A 20709-nucleotide genomic window follows, 5' to 3' on the forward strand; every position below is an offset into this window, starting at 1 on the left:
TCCCCCTTAAATCTAGCCACAGAGCCTTATGTACTCTGTTTACTTATTATAATTTAGGTACAGAATGAACACATTCTCCATGTACATCATGAAGTGCTTCCATTAGCCCTTCAGATAAACTTGGATGTGGATGTATTGCATCCCCTACTTGTTCTACAGTTAATCCTAGATGAACAGCAAGTGATAACTCTGTTAATAAATCTGTAGCATGAGGACCTACTACTGCTGCACCTATTATTTTATCTGTTTCTTTATCAGCTATTATTTTTACAAATCCTTGGAAATGTCCTATAGCCTGTGCTTTTCCAAGTCCTCTAAAATCAAATTGACCTACATTGTATTCTACACCTTCAGCTTCAAGTTGTTTTTCAGTTTTACCAACACCAGCAACTTCAGGTTCAGTATAAACACATCTTGGAATTGCTCTATAATCTACTACTTTAGTTTTTCCTAAAGCATTTTCAACTGCAACAATACCTTCTTTAGAAGCAACATGTGCTAAGAAAGGAGTATCTATTATATCACCTATTGCATATATACCTTCTACATTAGTTTCAAGATGCTCATTAACTACTACTTTTCCTCTTTCCATTTCAATTCCTATATCTTCTACTCCAGAATTATCAAGGTTAGGTCTTCTACCAACACATACTAATGCATATTGTGCTTCTATAACCTTTCCATTAGAAAGAGTTGCAACAGCTTTACCATCAACTACTTCACAAGTTTGTACTCCAATACCTGTAATAACTTTAATCTTATCTTTCTTAAATTGTCTAAGTAGTTGTTTTGCTACATCTTTATCTTCATTTAATAGTATCTGGTCAACCATTTCAACTATAGTTACTTCTGTTCCTAAGGCTCTAAAGAATTGCCCTATTTCACATCCTATAACTCCACCACCTACTATTAACATAGATTCAGGTATATCTTCAAGTCCAAGAACTTCATCACTAGTTATTACAATCTTTCCATCATATGGGAACATTCTTGGTACAACTGGAACAGAACCATTAGCTAGTATTATCTTATCAGCTTTTATAGATTCTACTGTTCCATCATCTTTTGTTACTTCTATAGTATTTTTATCAATTAATTTTCCAAAACCATTAACTAGTTTTACTCCTCTTTTCTCAAATAGGAATTCTATACCACTTATTAATTGATTTACAACTTTATTTTTTCTTTCCATTATGGCAGTGAAATTTGGTGTAACTGTACCATCTATCTCTATACCAAAATCCTTTGCTTCCTTCACAGTATTTAATACCCCTGAAGAAGCAAGAAGTGCTTTAGTTGGTATACATCCTGCATTTAAGCAAGTTCCTCCAACTCTTCTTTTTTCAACAACTGTCACCTCTGCACCAAGCATAGAAGCTTTTATAGCTGCTACATATCCTCCTGGTCCACCACCTACTACTACTATTTTCATCCTTAATTCCCCCAAACCTTATAATCTACAATCTTGTAATACTATAAACCTGCGGCATCTAGTATAGCAGGTATATTTTCTTCTGCCCCAATTGCCATTATATGAACACCATCACATAAATCTTCTTCTTTTAATTGTTTGATAAGTTCTCCTGCCATTTTTATTCCTTCACTTACCCAGTTTTCTTTTCCAGCTGCTCTTAATCTTTCGATTTGTTCATCTGGCACAAATATTCCTGGTACATTTGCAGTCATAAATTTAGCCATTCCTGGAGATTTTAAAGGTACTATCCCTGCCAATACCTTGCAATCCATATCTCTTGTTAGTTCTCTAAACTTTCTCATTGTATTTATGTCATAAAGTGCTTGAGTTTGGAAAAATTTAGCTCCAGCTTTTATTTTCTTTTGCATTTTTAATAATTGAACTTCTATTGGAGAATATTCTGGAGTTACTGATGCTCCTAGATAAAAATCTGGAGAACCTTTTAATTTATTACCAGCCATATCCGTACCTGCCATTAGAGTTTCAGCAGTTTGAAGTATCCCTACAGAGTCTAAATCAAATACACCTTTAGCTTGTGGATGGTCTCCTACGCTAGTATGGTCTCCTGTTAATGCCAACAAGTTGTTTATCCCAAATACACCTGCTGACAACATTTCTCCTTGTATAGCTATCCTATTTCTATCTCTCCCTGTTATTTGAATCACTGGCTCTAATCCAGCATCTTTTAGTAATTTACATGTAGCAAGAGAAGTTGCTCTCATAACTGCTGATTGAAAGTCTGTCACATTTGCTGCATGAACTCTTCCAACTAACGGCTTTGCACATTCAATTAAATGTGAAAGGTCAGTCCCTTTTGGAGGAGCCATCTCAGTAGTAACTGCAAATTTTCCACTCTCTAATGTTTCTCTTAATAAGCTCATCTCTAATCCCCCTTTTAACCTTCTAAAAAAAACTTTTATGAATTGGCTGTTGCTTCTTTCTTTTTCTTTGCACTTAAGCTTCTTGGATTATTTTGCTTAGAATAGTCTTTTGGCGGTCTTATTTCTGCTAAATTATCTAATTGCCCTATAGATTCCAATCTTTCATATATTTTTATCCAAGCACAATCATTTTCTGGATTTACTTCACATTTACCATTTTTAGCTCCACCACAAGCCCCATTCATAAGACCTTTAGCACACATAGTTACTGGACATATTCCACCTGTCCAACCAAGTTCACAGTCTCCACAAGCCTTACAGGCTTCCTCATATTCTCCAACCCTTTGTACTTCCCCTATAAACAAAGTGTTGTTAGCTGGATAAACTGGTTTATTTTTTAGGTTTTTAACTATTGTTTGTGTCCCATCTCCACATGCTAAAGATAAAACTGCATCAGCTTCTTTAGTTTCTTCTTTTAGAGCCTTTAAGTCCTTTTTAGACTTTAAAAGGTTACAAGCAGGATCAAGCATTACATATCCTAAGATTTTTTTGCCCTCACCTTCAAGAGTTTCCTTCATTTTTAGAACTTCTTCTTCTCCACCACTCTTACAAGTCGCTGCACATTGATTACAACCAACTAAAACTAGCTTGTCAAAATTCTTTAAGTACCCTAGCACTTCTTCCAATGGTTTATTTTCAGAAATTATCATATCTACTTCCCCCCTAAACCTTCCACAATATCTATCTATTTATTGTTTTGCAACTTACAAGCTTTAACTACATGTTTTGCAAGTATAGATGTTGTAACTGAACCAACCCCCGCTGGAACTGGAGTTATCATCGATACTTTATTTAAAACTGCATTTGTATCAACATCTCCACATAAATTTCCTTCTTCATCAACATTTATACCAACGTCTATAACTACTGCTCCATCTTTCACAAAACTTTCATCTACCATCTTAGCTCTACCAATAGCTGCTATCAATATGTCCGCTTCTGCAGCTACATCTGATAAGTTTTTAGTCTTTGAATGGCATATTGTAACAGTTGCATGTTCACTTAATAAAAGCATTGATACTGGCTTCCCAACTACCATTGATCTTCCAAGAACTGTTACCTTACTTCCTTTTAAATCAACATTATAATGTTTTAATATTTCTACTACTGCTGTAGGAGTACATGGTGGGAATCCACTCTTATCTCCTTCCATGACTTTAGCAGAGTTTATTGGGCTAAAACAATCTACATCTTTTTCTGGTGCAATGACATATTTTATAACTTCTTCATTTAAGTGTTTTGGAAGTGGTCTAAAACATAATATACCATTAACATCCTTGTCATCATTAACTTTCTTTAAAACATCAATATATTCTTCTTGAGTTATATCTTCAGCTAATTCCAACACCTCAGTTGTTATACCAATGTTTTGACATCTTTTTAGTGCTCCTCTTTCATATGATAAATCATCACTTCTTGCTCCAACTCTAACTATTGTTAGCTTAGGATTTATACCTTCTTTAACTAGTAACTCGACTTCTTTTATTAAGTCTTCACTAATCTTATCAGCTACAGGTTTTCCTTTTATAATCTGTCCTTTAGTTGACATTACTTCCATATATTCACAACTCCCCTACAAGCAAACTTAAATTAATTTATTCTATATACCACATATTAATAACATAGTATCTACTTTCGTCATTTAAAAATTATTTTCCAAGCGCTTTTTCAACTTTAGCATAAACTTCATCACAAGTTTTAACGCCATCTTCAACTAATTTATCTACTTCTGTTTTTACTTTACTAACATATTCTTGATCTTGTATAGAATTTATATTTATAACTACATTTAATTGTCCACCAAGTATAGCAGCTCTTAAACATTGAACCCCTACACCAACGTCGCTTATAGCAAGTCTTGAACCTTTATCAACTAAATCTTCATGTAACTTAATAGCTTCATAACAAACTCTTACTATATTTAATGGTACTTCACAAGCAACTTTTAGCGCTTTTTCCATTGTTTCTGCTTTTATTCTTTTTTCCTCTTCTGTTTCTTTAGGAAGCCCATAAGCTTTTGATAATGGTAAGAAACATTCTGCATCATCATCTATCATTTTTAATAAATCTTTTTCTAATTTTCCTGCTTTATTTAATATATCTTTTACACTTTCTTCATACTCAGCATACTTTTTCTTTCCTATTGTAAGATTGCATACCATACTCCCTAAAGCCATACCAATTGCACCAACTAGTGCGGCAGCTCCCCCGCCACCTGGTACTGCTTCTTTAGAAGATAGTACTTCTACAAAATCAACACAAGTTTTATCTGCTATTTTCATGATAATCCTCCTTAAAAGGATGTAGGAAAATATCCTAAATTATCTTAGAGATATTTCCTACTCTTTATTTATAAATTAATACACTTAGAATAATCCAGCTATTACTCCATTTTCATCAACATCTATTTTTTCTGCTGCTGGAACTTTTGGTAATCCTGGCATTTTCATTATTTCTCCAGTAAGTGCAACTATAAATCCAGCTCCTGCTGAAATTGATGCTTGTCTTACAGTTATTCTAAATCCTGTTGGTCTACCTAATTTAGTTTGGTCATCAGTTAAAGAATATTGAGTTTTAGCCATACATACTGGAACTTTAGTAAATCCAAGTTTTTCTAAGTTAGCTATTTCTTTATCAGCTTCTGGAGTATAATCTACACCATCTGCTCCATAAATCTTAGTAGCTATAGCATTTATCTTATCTTTTATAGATAAATCATCTTCATAGCAGAATCTAAAATTATTTTCTTCTTCATCTAATAATCTTAAAACTTCTTTAGCTACTGCAATTCCACCTTCTCCACCTTTTGCCCATACTTCAGAAAGAGCAACATTAACGCCTAATTCTTTACACTTGTCTTCAACAAGTTTAAGTTCAGCTTCAGTATCAAGTGGGAATCTGTTTATTGCAACAACTGCTGGTAATCCATATACTTGAGTTATGTTTTCAACATGTTTTAATAAGTTTGGAAGTCCTTTTTCAAGAGCTTCTAGATTTTCTTCGTTTAAGTCTGCTTTAGCAACTCCACCATTGTATTTTAATGCTCTTACAGTAGCAACTATTATAACAGCATCTGGTTTTAAATTTGCCATTCTACATTTTATATCTAAGAATTTTTCTGCTCCAAGGTCAGCACCGAAACCAGCCTCAGTTATTACATAATCTGCAAAGTGCATAGCCATTCTTGTAGCTATAACAGAGTTACATCCATGAGCTATATTTGCAAATGGTCCACCATGTACAAATGATGGTGTTCCTTCAAGAGTTTGAACTAGGTTTGGTTTTAAAGCATCTTTTAATAATGCAGCCATAGCACCATTAGCTTTTAATTGTCTAGCTGTTACAGGTGCACCTTCGTAGCTATATCCAACTATTATGTTTCCTAATCTTTCTTTTAAGTCAGCTATATCACTTGCCAAACAGAACGCTGCCATTATTTCAGAAGCAACAGTTATATCAAATCCATCTTGTCTAACTGCTCCATCGCCTTTTTTACCCATACCATCAACGATATTTCTAAGTTGTCTATCGTTCATGTCTACACATCTTCTCCAAGTTATTTTCTTAGGGTCTATTCTAAGTTCATTTCCTTGATGAATATGATTGTCAAGCATAGCAGCTAAAAGGTTATTAGCAGCTCCTATAGCATGAAAGTCTCCTGTGAAGTGTAAGTTTATATCTTCCATAGGAACAACTTGTGCATATCCTCCACCAGCTGCCCCACCTTTAACACCAAATACTGGTCCTAGAGATGGTTCTCTTAAAGCAACTAATACATTTTTATCTAATTTTGCAAATGCATCAGCAACACCGATAGTAGTAGTAGTTTTTCCTTCACCTGCTGGAGTTGGGTTTATAGCTGTAGTTAATATTAACTTGGCTTTTTTCCCAGTTTCTCTTTTTAGTAGATTGTAGTCAACTTTGGCTTTGTATTTACCATATAGTTCTACATCTTCTTCACCTAGTCCTAATTTTTTTGCAACCTCTCTAATATCTTGAGGTTTAGCTTCTTGAGCTATTTCAATGTCAGATTTAAATCCCATAACTGAATCTCCTCCCACAACCTAAATAGATTTAAAATATAATTTTTGTATAAATTGTATTAATATGTAAAAATTATATTTTATAAGATAATTATACATGTAAAATTGCTTAAAAACTAGCTACTAAGCTATTAAAATATCTTTAACTTAATAGCTAGTCATTTATCTAATTAATCATTTATTACCTATCTAATACCTATTTATTGCCTTTAACCAACAACCCAATTATAAATCAAAATTTCTATTTATCTTTAAGTGACATTAATTTCTCTTTTATTTCTTTAATTTGTGCCTTTGTTGTTTCACTAGAATCATATGGAGATTGATTAGCTCTATCAGAATCTATAACATCTTGATTGTAATAGATAAATCCTAAAGATTCCCCATCTTCTAAGTTTTGTATTATAAATTCTTCATCTTCTTTATTTCTGATTTTGTTACCTACAACAAATACCTTATTTACGCCTATATCATGACCAAGTTTTTTAACTTTTCTATATGTTTGGAGACTTCTTTCTCCTGGCTCTACAACTACTATAAAAGCATCTACACCTTGAGCTGTTCCTCTTCCTAAGTGTTCAATTCCAGCTTCCATATCCATAACAACTACATCTTTATTTTGTAGTATTAAGTGTGAACAGAGTCTTTTTAAAAGAACGTGCTCTGGACATACACATCCAGTGCCACCAGAATCCACTGTTCCTAATGTAAGTAATCTCACTCCGTTGTATTCTTTACAGAAATTTTCAGGTATATCGTCTACTTTAGGATTCATCTTAAACATTTTTCCAAATGAACCTACAGAAGCAGCTGTTCTATCTGAAACTAACTTTTTCATTTCTGATATAGGTACTATTGATTCATATACTTCTTTTGGAAAACCTAGTGCTAAAGCTAAATTAGCATCAGGATCGGCATCAACAGCAACAACTCTGTATCCGTCTTCAGCAAACATCCTAGAGAGCATTGAAGAAAAAGTCGTTTTACCTACTCCACCTTTACCTGTTATTGCTATCTTCATAATCCCTACCACCTTTATTACTATTTGCTTTTTATTTTATTTATGTTTTAGTGTAGTTATCTATTTTTTAAACACTAAAAATAAACTACAGCTAGTCCTTACAGGAACCAATTACATTTACCCTACTAGCTTTTCAAAGCAGCATGTATAGTTTTAGTATTCTTCATTATATTGTTTATATTTTATTTATTCAGTATATTCATTGTATTTTGATGTTCTTTTCTTTAATATTTGACTTCATTCAACTATAAAACCTTTATTTAGATATAAAATCGTTTTTTCTAAGGCTTTAGCCATTTTCTAAGCTTCTGCTTCAACACCCATTTTTTCTTCAACTAATGCTTCGAAGTGAACACGTTTCTTTTCTATATCTTCTATTATTGTAGCTGCTAACTCTTTTGGATTTGTATTTACAGTAAATGTTGCACCAACTTTATCTTTTAATTCGCTAGTTAATATATCTACTGCTCTTGAAGAACCAGCTATTGGAGGCATTATTCCTAAGTAAGTGTCTATACCAGAAGCTACAACATAGCATCCTATAGCAACTGCTTTTTCTGACATCCACTCTGGAGCTATACCTACAACTGGAAGGTCACACATATCCATATCTAAGTAATTAGCTGCTGCTCCAACTAAATCTAATATACGGCTTATATCAACGCAAGAACCCATATGTAGTACTGGTGGGATTCCTACTAATTTACAGACAGTTGCAAGACCTTTACCTGCATATTTTTCAGCTGCATCAGTTTCCATTAAACCAAATTTAGCTGCTGCTGAAGCACCACATCCTGTAGTAACTACTATTATGTCGTTTTTAATTAATTCTTTCATTATTGTTACGTGAGCCTCATTTGAAACTCCTTTAGCATTGTTACATCCAACTACACCAGCTGCTCCTCTTAATACTCCAGATTTTAAACAGTCTGTTAATGGCTTAACTGTTCCTGCTGGATCTATATGAGAGTTTACAACTCTGTCTAATTGATTTACTACTGCTTCTACACTATACCCAACTGTTGCCCCTGATTTTAATTCAGGTATAAGTACTTTTGATTTATCTCTATTTTTAAAGTTTAAGATAGCTTCTTTAACTATTGATTTAGCATCATCAAGAGCTTGTTCTTCTCTAAATTCAATATAAGTTGAACCTGTTATTTTAGCTTTTGGAGAAGTTGTTACAAATTTAGTGTGGTAACAATCTGCTACTCTAGCTAGTGCAGGGAATATACATTGAACGTCAACTATTACAGCCTCAACTGCTCCAGTTACTATTGCAAGTTCTTGTTGATGGAAGTCTCCTGCTATTCTTACACCATGTCTCATTGTAATTTCATTACCTGTACAACACATACCAGCTAAGTTTATTCCATCTGCTCCAACTTCTTTAGCTAAAGCTATTAAGTCTGGTTCTTCTGCAGCTAAAACTATCATTTCTGATAATGCTGGCTCATGTCCATGTAATATTATATTAACTTTATTTTCTTCTAATACTGCTAAGTTAGCTTCTGTTCTTCTTGGTACTGGAGTTCCAAATAAGATATCGCTTAAACGAGTACCTATCATAGAACCACCCCAACCATCAGCCATAGAAGTTCTTAGACTCATGTGTATTAAACTATCTATATCACCAGTACAACCTATATGAGTAGAGTGCATTATTGTTGCAATTTCTCTATCTATAGCTCTTGGTTCTATAGCATATTCTTTCCATATTTTTTGTCTTGGTTCTGGCGCATTTTTTATAAATCTTAATGTCCCAAAAGGTTTACCAAATTCCATTAATGCAATTTCTGCCACTTCATGTGCTACATCATAGATATCTCTACCTTCTGTTTCTACATCCCATTCTTTAGCTAAAGTAATTAATTTAGCTTCGTCTCTTATTTTATAGTTTCCATTTGGATCAGCTAATGCTAATGTATGTGCTATATCTCTAGCATGGTCTGAATGGGCAGCTGTCCCACCAGCAACCATTCTTGCAAAGTTTCTACCTACTATAGTGTGTTCGTCTGCTCCACATAACCCTCTTGGAGTTTTAGGACTTATTCTACATGGTCCCATTCCACATATTCTACAGCAAACCCCTTGAAGACCAAAACCACATTGTGCTTTAAAGCCTTCTTTTCTATCATACATTGTTTCTACGCCTTCTTCTCTAGCTTTTGCTATCATCTTCTGGCTGTTTAAATCAATTGTTAACATTTTTTCATCCATATTCCTATCCCCTTTTTTTGATTTTTAAAATCCCCCAGGTGACTGACTTCATGTCATAAAATAATAAAATAAATGCTTTCTAAGTTGATTATATACTAATTTTCAGCACTTTGCTTTAGATTTAAATATTTTTTTAACAAAATTAGATAATACATAAAAATTTTATTTTTAATACCTAATTTAAGTTAATTTAACTACTCATTTTTGGCTATTTTTTAATACTTGAGCCTACTTTTTTGATACTTTAGTTTAATTAAATTATGTTTTGATTTTTTTAAATCAATTTTGAATTATTTCTAGTCAATTTTTTGATATTATATCTTATTTGTGTGTTTATTATTTCTCACTACTTTTTTGGACTTGTTACAGATTTTTACTCCCTATACCATAATTAGTAAAAACTTCTTAGAATAGCATTTTTTGGACTAATTTTTTGAAATTTTTTTATTTTTCTTACTTTAATATTAATTATAGCTTCAAATTGAACATTTGTATATATTCATTTGAAGCTATAATTATTTTTTATATAAAATTTTTTTAATATTGCATTAATTTAGATATTATGACTACATTTTATCTTTTAACGCATTTATTTTACACACTTAATGTTTTTATTTCATACTTTTAGCTACAATAGCTCCATACGCAATAGAGTACAATTTAGATTCATGTGAATCAGCTCTTGATACTAAAACTATAGGAGCTTTTGCGCCCATAATTATACCTGCTGATTTAGAATCTGCCATGTATGTAAAGGCTTTTCCTATGCCATTACCAACTTCTATTGTTGGAACCAACATAATATCTACATCTCCAGATACTTCACTTTTAAATCCTTTTATCTCACTAGCTTCTTTTGAAACTGCTAAGTCAAAAGCTAAAGGACCTTCTACAATTACATTATCTCCAAATTCTCCTGCTTGACAAGCTTTTGCTAGCATATCTGCATCTACAGTAGCTTGCATTTTAGGATTTACTTTTTCCTTAGCTGCTAAGCATGCAACTTTTACAGTTTCCATACCTAAAGCTTTTGCTGCTTTTATAGAATTTTTTAATATCTTTGCCTTTTGTTCATAGTCAGGAGCTATATTCATTCCTCCATCTGTAGTTATCAATAGCTTATGGTATCTTTCTAACTCATATACCATAACATGACTTAATAAACTATCAGTTCTAAGACCATAATCTTTATTTAACACTTCTTTCAAGATAACAGATGTATCTAATAAACCTTTCATTACAAAATCAGCTTCTTTACTTGATACTAATTTAACTGCTATTTCAGCACAGTCTTTAATATCATCCTTGTCAATAATTTTAATTCCACCCAAATCAAATTCTATTTCTTTTGATATTTCTCTTATCTTTCCTTCATTTCCAACCAATATAGGAGTAATTATATTTCTTTCTACAGCATCCTTTATAGCCATTAAAACTTCTTTATCGTGAGCTGCTGCTACAGAAAGTACTATTTTTTCTCCTCCTTTAAGCTGCTCTAAAATATCATCTAATTTCTTTATCAAAAGTAACCCCTCCCTTATATATATTTAACTAAATAATACCATATTTGATATGTCTTTTATCAATTTATTTTTTATGTTACAAAAAATTTGTACAACTAAAATCTGCTTTAATATTTAATTATTATAAATTCAAGATACTTATGAAATATAATATTACAAATAGTAAATAAGAGTAAAAATACTTAGACAAAGTAAATAAAAAAAGTGGTACAACATAATAAATGTTCTACCACTCTTAATTAATAAAATTTAATAGCATCAGATAAAACTCGCTAGCATCAAGTCCAACCTAATAAAGTAAAACCTAATAGAATCTAATACAATCTAATAACATTCTTACTTATTTATACCAAGCTCTTTTAAACAAGCAATCGTAATCTCATCCTGTGGATTTAATTCATAAGCTCTTTCTATATAGTAAGTTGCATCATCAATTTCACCATTGTTTAAGTAAGCCATACCTAAATTACAAAGAATTTCTGGGTCCTCTTTTATCTTAGCAGCTTGCTCAAAATACTCTATTGCTTTATCTAAATTATATTTAGAAGCTTCACAAAGCCCTAATTCAACTATAGCATCTACTTGCTTAGGTTTTATTACTAATATCTTCTCAAAATACATCTTAGCCTGCTCTATTTCGCCCATACCCTTATATCCTAGCCCTATCATAAACAGCAAATTCCACCAATCCATATGTTCTTCTTCCAGTGGCAGTAATTTTTCTAATCCCTCTTTAAACTTACCATGGAATATAAGTGTATATCCTTCTTCATACTGTACTTTAAAATCCATCTTTCCTAAATTTTCTTGTATCTCAGCCACTAAGTCAGCATCTAAACCTAATCTTAATGCATCTTCCCATGTCAATTTAGTCTTCAAATATTGACCTTGATTATAATAATGATAACCTAAATGATAATAACCTAATGCAAAATCATTATCAATATCTATTATCTTTTCAAGTTTGGCCATTGCCTCAAGTAAAAATGCATTCATAGCCTTATCATCTAGGTCTTTTTGATATTGTTTTGCTATCTCTTGGCACACAATTGCATAATTATACATTGCATCTAAATCATCTGGATACATAGTTATAAATGCTTTTATATATATTAAAGAATCTGTATGCTCTCCAATCTCAAAGTATTTTCTAGACATGTATCCCATATATGCTTTTAAATCTAAGTTAATATCCTTAGACAAAGCATCTAAAAACTTTTCATATTCTCCATTATTTTTAAATTTACTATCTATACCAATTATATATATCATTGCATCTGCTATAGACATTGAGTTTAACTTATCTTGAGCAGTTTTTTCTTTTATACCTTTTACTAGTACCTCATTTTTTATAGGTACATCTAGCCCACCTTTTGGCACATCATAACTCTTTAATTTAAATTCTCCACCATGCTTTATAGTTATAAAAGCTAGTTCTTCTGCCTTCTTCAGTAAATACTTTTCTATTTTAAAATCCATTGTTTCCTCCTAAATACTTAAATTTCTACTTTATGAGTTTTAGATTTCTCAAATATTTTTTTATCATCATATTCAAATAAGACTATATTTTCTTCTTCTCTTATTTCTGTATTTATATTATTTTTTAAATCCACAATATTAAATTTAAATGGTTCAAAATGAACATATTTTATTATATGTTTTGCTGGTTTATCAACAAAATTAGGTAGATATGTTGATAAGTTATCATTATCTTGTAAAAATACATGACATCTATTCTTAAAGTCATCCACATCTAACTTATTAAAAAACTGTGGTATATTTGATGTCTTACCTAGTGAAATGTAGTCATACTTTAATATATCATTAAATACATCATTGTCTATATTTATTTTTTCATTATAGAAATCCAGTAATATTTTGTATAATTGATTTTTCCCCTGTGCCAAGTCAAAATACCCATTTTCATCAAAGTACTTAGCAAAAGTTTCAAAAAATTTAAAAGGACTTTGTTTATAAAATTTGCCTATAATATATCTCATGGACAACACAAAGTTTTTAGAATTGTAGTATCTTTCAAGTACATCTTCTATATCCTTTAATTTCAATGTTTCTTCATAGCTTATATAATTATTGTATAAAAACTCATATGGAGCATAATCCTTATATTTAAATCCATGCTCATCTGCTACCTTTCTCATACCTGTACCCTTAATCATCTTTAAGAAACCTAATTGTAAGTGTTCTATCCCTAGATTAAATACATCATTAAATGAGTTCTCAAAGCTTTCATAATCCTCATAGGGAAGTCCTGCAATTAAGTCTAAATGTTGATGTATATTTCTATAAGATGCTACTGTCTGAACAACATGAGATAACTTTTTGAAATCATCTCTTCTTCCTACTGCATCAAGTGTTTTTTCATTTGTCGACTGTACTCCTATTTCAAACTGGAAAAGCCCTTCTTTACAGTCAGCCAAAAACTCTAGCATCTTGTCATCTATCAAATATGCTGTAACTTCAAAATGATAGGTTGTATATCCATTATCATTTTTCATAAGAAAATCCATAATTTCCATAGCTACTTTTTTATTTGCATTAAAAGTTCTATCAATAAATTTAATTTGTGAGACTCTTGCATCTATTAAAGCTTTTAAATCTCTTTTTATTCTATCTAAGCTGAAATATCTAAGACCAGGAATGGTAGAAGATAAGCAGTATTGACAGTTAAATGGACAACCTCTTGACGACTCATAATATACTATTCTATTTTCATATTCCTTTGGATTTAAATTTTCATAAGGACTAGGAATCTCGTCCAAATTTTGAAGAAGTTCCATAGGTTTATTTACTATTATCTCGCATCCTTGTCTATATACCAATCCGTCTACACTTTTTATTTCTTTTTTTCCTTTAAGATGAAGCACTAAATCTCTAAAGATTAATTCTCCTTCTCCATAAAGTATATAATCTACAAAATCGTATTTCTTCATTGCCTCATAGCTATCATAACTCACTTCTGGCCCGCCCAAAGCTATTTTAGTATTTGGTCTAATTTTTTTTAGATTATCACAAAGTTTAACTATATCTCCTATATTCCAGATATATGTTGAGAATAAAATTATATCATATTCATTTTTGTATATATCTTTTAAAATATAATCTAAGTCATTGTTTATCGTATATTCTTTCATGTCAACTTCTAGCAAATTCCTTACAAATTCTTTTAGGTATCTTATAGCTAAATTTGTATGAATAAACTTAGAATTCAACGTTGTTAATAAAATTTTCAAATATTTCTCACCTCTTTTTAATATTATACTGCTTTTTGTACCCCTTATAGGTTAAAATAGTATATGTAAAGTCTATATAACATTTATATAATTAGATTATTAATTTCAAGTAATGTGAGGAAAGGAAGTTTTTTATGGAATTAATTGAAAAAGTATCTATCAACTCTTTATCAAAAAGAGATTTACTGCTTATTATAAAGTCTCTTGAATACACTAATGAAAATACCCAAATTAGTGATTTTATCGACCTTAGAAATAATATAGTAAAAGAATTATGTTTCTTAACTGACACTAAAGAAAAAGATTTTTTGGATTACTTAGAAAAAAACAGTAATCTCTAGTAACCTAAACCTTTTTAAACTTTAATATATAAATACCTGATTTAGAATGTATCTTTATGCTTAATATATTATCACTAAAGGTTTTCGACATAACTGTTATTTGATTAAATATGGGGTCTATTGTAGTATCGCCTTCTTCAAGGCTTATAAGACTTCTTGGTTCTATTTTTTTATTATACATTTTAACCCCAATTTTATATTTTCTCAACTTAACAACATATTCTGACATAGAAAGAATAAAATCTATATTATCTTCGTTTAATTCAGTCTCTTCACCTAAAATAGATAATATAGATTTTTTCATGCTTTTAATTCCTTCATTTTCTACATTTCTGTCTTCTATATAAATATCATATAAAATATTTAAAACACTTGATAGAATACTTTCTTCATCATAATCTTCATATTTTAAATCAATATATTTATCAATTAATTGTATTGTACCTATCCTTGCCATCTGAAACTTTACAATATCAGACTTGTCTAATTCTATAGAAAAATCTATTATCTTGTCTTTAATATTTTGTAGTAATTCGACATATTCAATTTTACTGTTATTTATAAGATTGTGCATAACAGAATTATATGCTACAGAACTTAATAAATAATCAAATAAGAATTCCTCTTTTCTAAAGTAACTCACATATTTTTTTATTAATTTAACAACCTCATCTTCACTTTTTTGAATATTAGTATTTGATAAAATTAATGGTAATAAAATATTTAAAAAATTGACATTACCTATTTTTTCTCCATAAAATCTAAAGTAAATAAGTTCATCTTTCAATCTCTTTTCGTCTATATATACACATCTTTGAGTTTTATCATCTATTAAGGATTTTGTATTTATTATAATTAAATCTTTAAGAGTCTTACTTCCATTATTAAAAGAAGATGTGTAGACTTTTTTTATTAATACGTCATTCATAAATATATCCTTTCTCAAAAACTTAATTTAAATATCCTGCTATTAAAAAAAAAGAGACAGCCCGTTAAGAAGCTGTCATATATAGGGGGATAGTAGTGTACAAAAATCATTGTAATCTACTATCTATATATTATTATACGATACTACTTTTTTATATGTAAAGCATCAGTTTTCGACATCCCTATATTCTACAGTTATACAAATTGCGTACTAAGTTCAATTTTATTCTTTTTATTTCAACATTTTGTTGTATTACATTCTTTCTGGAGCGTGCATTCCCAACAGCTTCAGAGAATTTTCTAAAGTTTGTTTTGTGGCTTGTACCAAAGCAAGTCTCGATTTTCTAATCTCTAAATTTTCCACTAAAATTGGATTGTCATGATAAAATTTATTAAACGCTTGAGCTAAATCTAGCATAAATCTTGTAACTATATGCGGTTCATTCTTCTTTAGAGCAAGTAAAATATTTTTATTAAATGACTCTATAACTCTAAGAACTTCTGCACTATCTTCATCAGCCAATAGACTATAATCTATATCAGAAGTGATTTCTTCTTTTGCTTTTCTTAAAACTGCACAACATCTAGCATGTGTATATTGAACATATGGCCCAGTCTCTCCATCAAAGCTTAATGTTCTTTCCCATGAGAAAGTATAGTCTTTTATTCTACTATTAGATAGTTCTTGGAATACTACAGCTCCAACACCTACTTGTTTAGATATTTCATCTACATTTTTAGCATCTGGGTTTTTAGTTAGTATAATATCCTTAGTTTTATCTATAGCTTGATTTAATGCATCTTCTAAAAATACAACTCTTCCTTTTCTAGTTGACATAGTCCCTTCTTCAAGAGCTACCATACCAAATCCAACATGCACTAAGTCTTTTGCCCATTCATATCCCATAAGTTCAATTACTTTAAACCATTGTTGGAAATGTAGGTTTTGTTGAGAACCAACTACATATATACACTTATCAAAATCATAAGTTTCTTTTCTATATATTGCTGCAGCTAAATCTCTTGTCATATATAATGTTGAGCCATCATTCTTAGTAATAAGAGCTGGTGGCATCTTATATTCTTCTAAATCAACGATTCTTGCACCTTTAGACTCTTGTAAAAGATTTTTCTCTTCTAACAACTCTATTACTCTGTCCATCTTATCAGAATAGAAACTTTCACCTGCTAAAGAATCAAATTCTATATCTAAAAGTTTATATACTCTACTAAATTCTTTTAGACTTTCATCTCTAAACCATTGCCATAATTCTTTTGCTTCTTCGTCACCATTTTCTAATTTAGTAAACCATGCTCTTGCTTCATCTTCCATTTCTGGATGTTGTTCTGCTTCCTCATGGAATCTTACATATAATTTTAATAATTCTGGGATTGGATTAGATTCTACTACTTCCTTTTCTCCCCACTTTTTAAAGGCCACTATTAACTTACCAAATTGAGTTCCATAGTCACCTAAATGATTTATTCTTATAGTTTTGTATCCTTGTGATTCATATATCTTATATAGAGCATTACCTATTACTGTAGTTCTTATATGCCCTATATGGAAAGGCTTTGCTATATTTGGAGAAGAGTATTCAACTATTACAGTTTTATCTTTTCCAAAATCACTACGACCATAATTTTCTTTTTCATCTAATACTTTTTTGATTACAGTTTCTGCTAATTGAGATTTGTTTACAAAGAAATTCACATATCCGCCTAATTGTATTACTTTTGTTATCTCTCCACTAGCTTCTATACTTTCTGCTAATTCACTTGCTATCATGTTTGGAGCTTTTCTAAATACTTTAGCTAATTTAAAGCATGGAAAAGCATAGTCACCCATGTCCTTGTTTGGTGGAACTTCTATAAGTGCCTCTATCTCTTCTATCGACAGTTCTTCTATTTTCTCTTTAAGGCAATTTGATATTGCTACCTTGAAATCTTGCATCTTGTTGCTCCTCTCTACATTGTTCCTGGTTTATATTGTGCTTATCTCTTTATGTTAAATCAAATTTAGTGTTTTTTCAAGTATTTCATTACAGGGCAAAACACTTTAATAATTATGTTTTCTGTATATATTAAAAATACTATAATTACAGTTTTTATCTATACGATTATTGCTTTTCTATAAGTCTTTTTCACTCTTGACTTTTATTCCTTCTTCTTCCAGTAACTTTGCTGTGATACCTTTCCCTGGTATTTTTTTGCCTGAAAAACTACCATCATACACTAGATTACATCCACAAGAGGGGCTACCCTCTTTTAGTATTGCTTCGCTACATACATATAATCTTGCTATTTTTAGAGTTTCTTCAGCCCCTCTTACAAAGTTTTCTGTTACATCTTTATTATCTTCTTTTGTGATTACTTTTCCATCAACTATCTCAGCAGGAGGTCTTGGTGTAGATAAACCACCTAACTGTTCTGGACATACAAGAGTAAAATCTTTACCTTTTAGGTATTCTTTTACTTCTTCATTTTCATTATTATCGCCACTATATTTACAATTTATTCCTATTAAACATGCAGATACTAATATCATAAAAATGTGCTCCTATACAAATTATTTTAGTTTAACAATTGTTACTCCTGCTCCACCTTCTCCATACTGGCCACCTCTTTGTGATTTTACATGTCTATTTTTTCTTAAAATGTCTTGTAGTCCTGATTTTAGCACTCCTGTACCAATTCCATGTATTACTGTTACAGATTCTAGACCTGCTACATATGCATCATCTAGATATTTTTCGACTTCCATTATAGCTTCTTCTAAATTTAAACCTCTAAGGTCAACTTCACTTTTTATATTTCCAGATTTTGCCCTTATGATATTTCTTGTTGATTTAGTAACGTGTTTTGAAACATCCTTGTGAGATTTTTGTAAAGATTTAAAAGGTAGAGTCATCTTCATTATACCAATTTGCACTACTGCTTCTTTTCTCTTTTTGTCTACAGAAACCACACTACCATTTTGATTTAAAGTTATTACTCTAACTTCTTCCCCTGGTTTTAGGTCTTTTATTTCTTTACTTGAAACTTTTGGAACTATCATACTTTTTACTGTCGGTTGAAGACTTCCCATAGAACTAGTCAATTCTTTTCTAAGTTCTTCTATTTTACGATTTTTTTCTTTAGAAGCTCTTTCTTGTTCTAAACTTCTAAGTTCCTTTATTATAAGGTCTACTTCTTCCTTAGCTTGTCTTGTTATTGAAAATGCTTCTGATTTAGCCTTTTCAATCATCTTATCTCTTTGAGTAACTAATTTTTCAAGTTTTTCGTCGTATTCTACTTTTAGTCTTTCTATCTCTTCCTTCAATCTCTCAGCTTCTTCTCTATCTTCAATAGCTTTGATTCTGTTCTTTTCAACATTTTGTAATACATCTTCTAAAGCTATGTTATCTGTGTTTATATATTCTTTGGCACGTGAAATTACATAGTCACTAAGTCCAAGTTTTCTGGAAATCTCAAACGCATTTGATTTTCCAGGAACACCTATAAGTAACTTATATGTTGGACTTAAAGTTTCTATATCAAATTCAACTGCTGCATTTTCTACACCAGATTTAGTAAGAGCATAATTTTTAAGTTCACTATAGTGAGTAGTTGCTATACATTTCGCTCCTACAGAGTTTATATCTTCTAATACTGCTATTGCAAGTGCAGCTCCCTCAACAGGGTCTGTTCCTGCTCCTAATTCGTCAAATATAACTAAAGAGTCTGCTGTTACGGTTTTTAGTATTGATACTATATTTGTCATGTGAGATGAAAATGTAGATAAACTTTGCTCAATACTTTGTTCATCTCCTATATCTGCAAATACATTATCATATACACACATACTACTTCCATAATCAGCAGGTATGTGAAGTCCACTTTGTGTCATAAGTGCAAATAAACCTACAGTTTTTATTGTAACTGTTTTACCACCTGTATTTGGACCTGTTATTACCAATGTGTGGAAGTCTCTTCCTAAATAAATAGTATTTGCCACTACTTTTTTCTTATCTAATAGTGGATGTCTTCCATTTTTTATATTTAAATATTTATCCTCATTTAATGTAGGCTCTATACCTCTCATTTGTATAGAAAGTTTTCCTTTTGAAAATGCAAAGTCTAATCTTCCAAGTATCTCTTGATTGGATATCAAATCTTCACTTACTTCTCCAACCATTGCAGAAAGTTCTGATAAAATTCTCTCTATCTCTTCTTGCTCTCCTAATTTTAGCTGTCTTAACTCATTGTTCATCTCTACTATAGTCATTGGCTCTATAAAAAGTGTCGCACCAGAAGATGACTGGTCATGTACTATACCAGCTACTTGCGACCTATATTCAGATTTTACAGGTACTACAAATCTATCACCTCTTAGAGAAATTATGGCATCTTGTAAGTATTTTTGATAAGTAGTTGAACTTATTATTGAATTTAATTTAGACCTAATGGATTGATTTTTTTGAGCTATTCTTCTTCTGATATCTCTAAGTGTACTTGAAGCATTGTCAGATATTTCTACTTCACTTATTATCGCATTGTATATCTGTTCTTCTATATCTTTATATACATATAGAGAATTTGATAGAGATTGTATTATTGGATAATTAAAATCTTCTTCATCACTGCTAGATAGACTATTTTTTAATCTTCTAGCTACTCTTAAAGTATCCGCTATCATAATTAAACTTCCTGGGTCAAGAGATGCACCTATATAGGCTCTTTTAACCTTATCTTCTATATCATGAATACCATCCAAACCTACTGAACCTCTCTTTATAATAATTGATTGAGCTTCACTAGTTTCTTCTAGCATGGACTTTACTTCTACAAAATCAGTATTTGGAACTAAACTTTCTATATATTTTAGACCTAAAGAAGATGAGGCTTTCTTCTTTAATAAATCTATTATTTTATTGTATTCTAGAACTCTTAACGATTTCTCATTCATTTTTCTATATTCACCATCCT

16 protein-coding genes are annotated in these 20709 nt (G+C 30.9%); 1 reads left to right on the top strand and 15 read right to left on the bottom strand.

The window, feature by feature from the left end; genetic code table 11:
• Nucleotides 1-46: 46 nt before the first annotated feature.
• From lpdA to IC214_RS02360, 11 genes are all read right to left on the bottom strand, one after another.
• Complete coding sequence (lpdA, locus tag IC214_RS02310) at nt 47-1432, bottom strand: dihydrolipoyl dehydrogenase (RefSeq protein ID WP_227433447.1); 1386 nt, start codon at nt 1430-1432, stop codon at nt 47-49.
• Between the two features lie 41 nt (nt 1433-1473).
• A complete protein-coding gene (locus IC214_RS02315) occupies nt 1474-2355 on the bottom strand; it encodes a methylenetetrahydrofolate reductase (protein WP_003432262.1) in 882 nt (293 codons plus the stop codon).
• Nucleotides 2356-2390: 35 nt separating this feature from the next.
• Complete coding sequence (locus tag IC214_RS02320) at nt 2391-3065, bottom strand: methylenetetrahydrofolate reductase C-terminal domain-containing protein (RefSeq protein ID WP_227433448.1); 675 nt, start codon at nt 3063-3065, stop codon at nt 2391-2393.
• A 35-nt stretch (nt 3066-3100) separates the two neighbouring features.
• Nucleotides 3101-3973, bottom strand: a complete 873-nt coding sequence (locus tag IC214_RS02325) for a tetrahydrofolate dehydrogenase/cyclohydrolase catalytic domain-containing protein (protein ID WP_227831286.1) — start codon at nt 3971-3973, stop codon at nt 3101-3103.
• Between the two features lie 91 nt (nt 3974-4064).
• A complete protein-coding gene (locus IC214_RS02330; protein WP_227433450.1) occupies nt 4065-4697 on the bottom strand; it encodes a cyclodeaminase/cyclohydrolase family protein in 633 nt (210 codons plus the stop codon).
• 84 nt (nt 4698-4781) lie between these two features.
• Complete coding sequence (locus tag IC214_RS02335) at nt 4782-6458, bottom strand: formate--tetrahydrofolate ligase (protein ID WP_227433451.1); 1677 nt, start codon at nt 6456-6458, stop codon at nt 4782-4784.
• Between the two features lie 241 nt (nt 6459-6699).
• On the bottom strand, nt 6700-7479 hold the full coding sequence (locus tag IC214_RS02340; RefSeq protein ID WP_227433452.1) for an AAA family ATPase: 780 nt from the start codon (nt 7477-7479) through the stop codon (nt 6700-6702).
• A gap of 300 nt (nt 7480-7779) precedes the next feature.
• Nucleotides 7780-9699, bottom strand: coding sequence for an anaerobic carbon-monoxide dehydrogenase catalytic subunit (cooS, locus tag IC214_RS02345; protein WP_227433453.1), 1920 nt, complete (start codon nt 9697-9699; stop codon nt 7780-7782).
• A 611-nt stretch (nt 9700-10310) separates the two neighbouring features.
• Entirely contained in the window at nt 10311-11222 is a 912-nt protein-coding gene (locus IC214_RS02350) for a bifunctional enoyl-CoA hydratase/phosphate acetyltransferase (RefSeq protein WP_227433454.1), read from the bottom strand.
• Nucleotides 11223-11558: 336 nt separating this feature from the next.
• Nucleotides 11559-12701 (bottom strand): tetratricopeptide repeat protein, encoded by a 1143-nt coding sequence (locus IC214_RS02355; protein WP_227483005.1) that lies wholly within the window; start codon nt 12699-12701, stop codon nt 11559-11561.
• 17 nt (nt 12702-12718) lie between these two features.
• Entirely contained in the window at nt 12719-14473 is a 1755-nt protein-coding gene (locus IC214_RS02360) for a B12-binding domain-containing radical SAM protein (RefSeq protein ID WP_227866171.1), read from the bottom strand.
• A gap of 134 nt (nt 14474-14607) precedes the next feature.
• Between IC214_RS02360 and IC214_RS02365 the strand changes: the two genes are divergently transcribed.
• Nucleotides 14608-14814 (top strand): hypothetical protein, encoded by a 207-nt coding sequence (locus IC214_RS02365; protein ID WP_227433457.1) that lies wholly within the window; start codon nt 14608-14610, stop codon nt 14812-14814.
• A gap of 4 nt (nt 14815-14818) precedes the next feature.
• On the opposite strand, the gene IC214_RS02370 is transcribed toward IC214_RS02365, so the two are convergent.
• The 4 genes from IC214_RS02370 to IC214_RS02385 form a co-directional block, all read right to left on the bottom strand.
• Nucleotides 14819-15742 carry a hypothetical protein gene (locus IC214_RS02370; RefSeq protein ID WP_227860773.1) on the bottom strand — a complete coding sequence of 308 codons (924 nt, stop codon included), beginning with the start codon at nt 15740-15742 and terminating at the stop codon, nt 14819-14821.
• A gap of 252 nt (nt 15743-15994) precedes the next feature.
• Entirely contained in the window at nt 15995-17695 is a 1701-nt protein-coding gene (gene argS / locus IC214_RS02375; RefSeq protein WP_227433459.1) for an arginine--tRNA ligase, read from the bottom strand.
• Between the two features lie 177 nt (nt 17696-17872).
• On the bottom strand, nt 17873-18289 hold the full coding sequence (locus IC214_RS02380) for a DUF523 domain-containing protein (RefSeq protein WP_227433460.1): 417 nt from the start codon (nt 18287-18289) through the stop codon (nt 17873-17875).
• 21 nt (nt 18290-18310) lie between these two features.
• Nucleotides 18311-20689, bottom strand: coding sequence for an endonuclease MutS2 (locus tag IC214_RS02385; RefSeq protein WP_227483008.1), 2379 nt, complete (start codon nt 20687-20689; stop codon nt 18311-18313).
• Nucleotides 20690-20709 lie beyond the last annotated feature (20 nt).

Source organism: Clostridioides sp. ES-S-0190-01 (assembly GCF_020658275.1).
GTDB lineage: Bacteria > Bacillota > Clostridia > Peptostreptococcales > Peptostreptococcaceae > Clostridioides.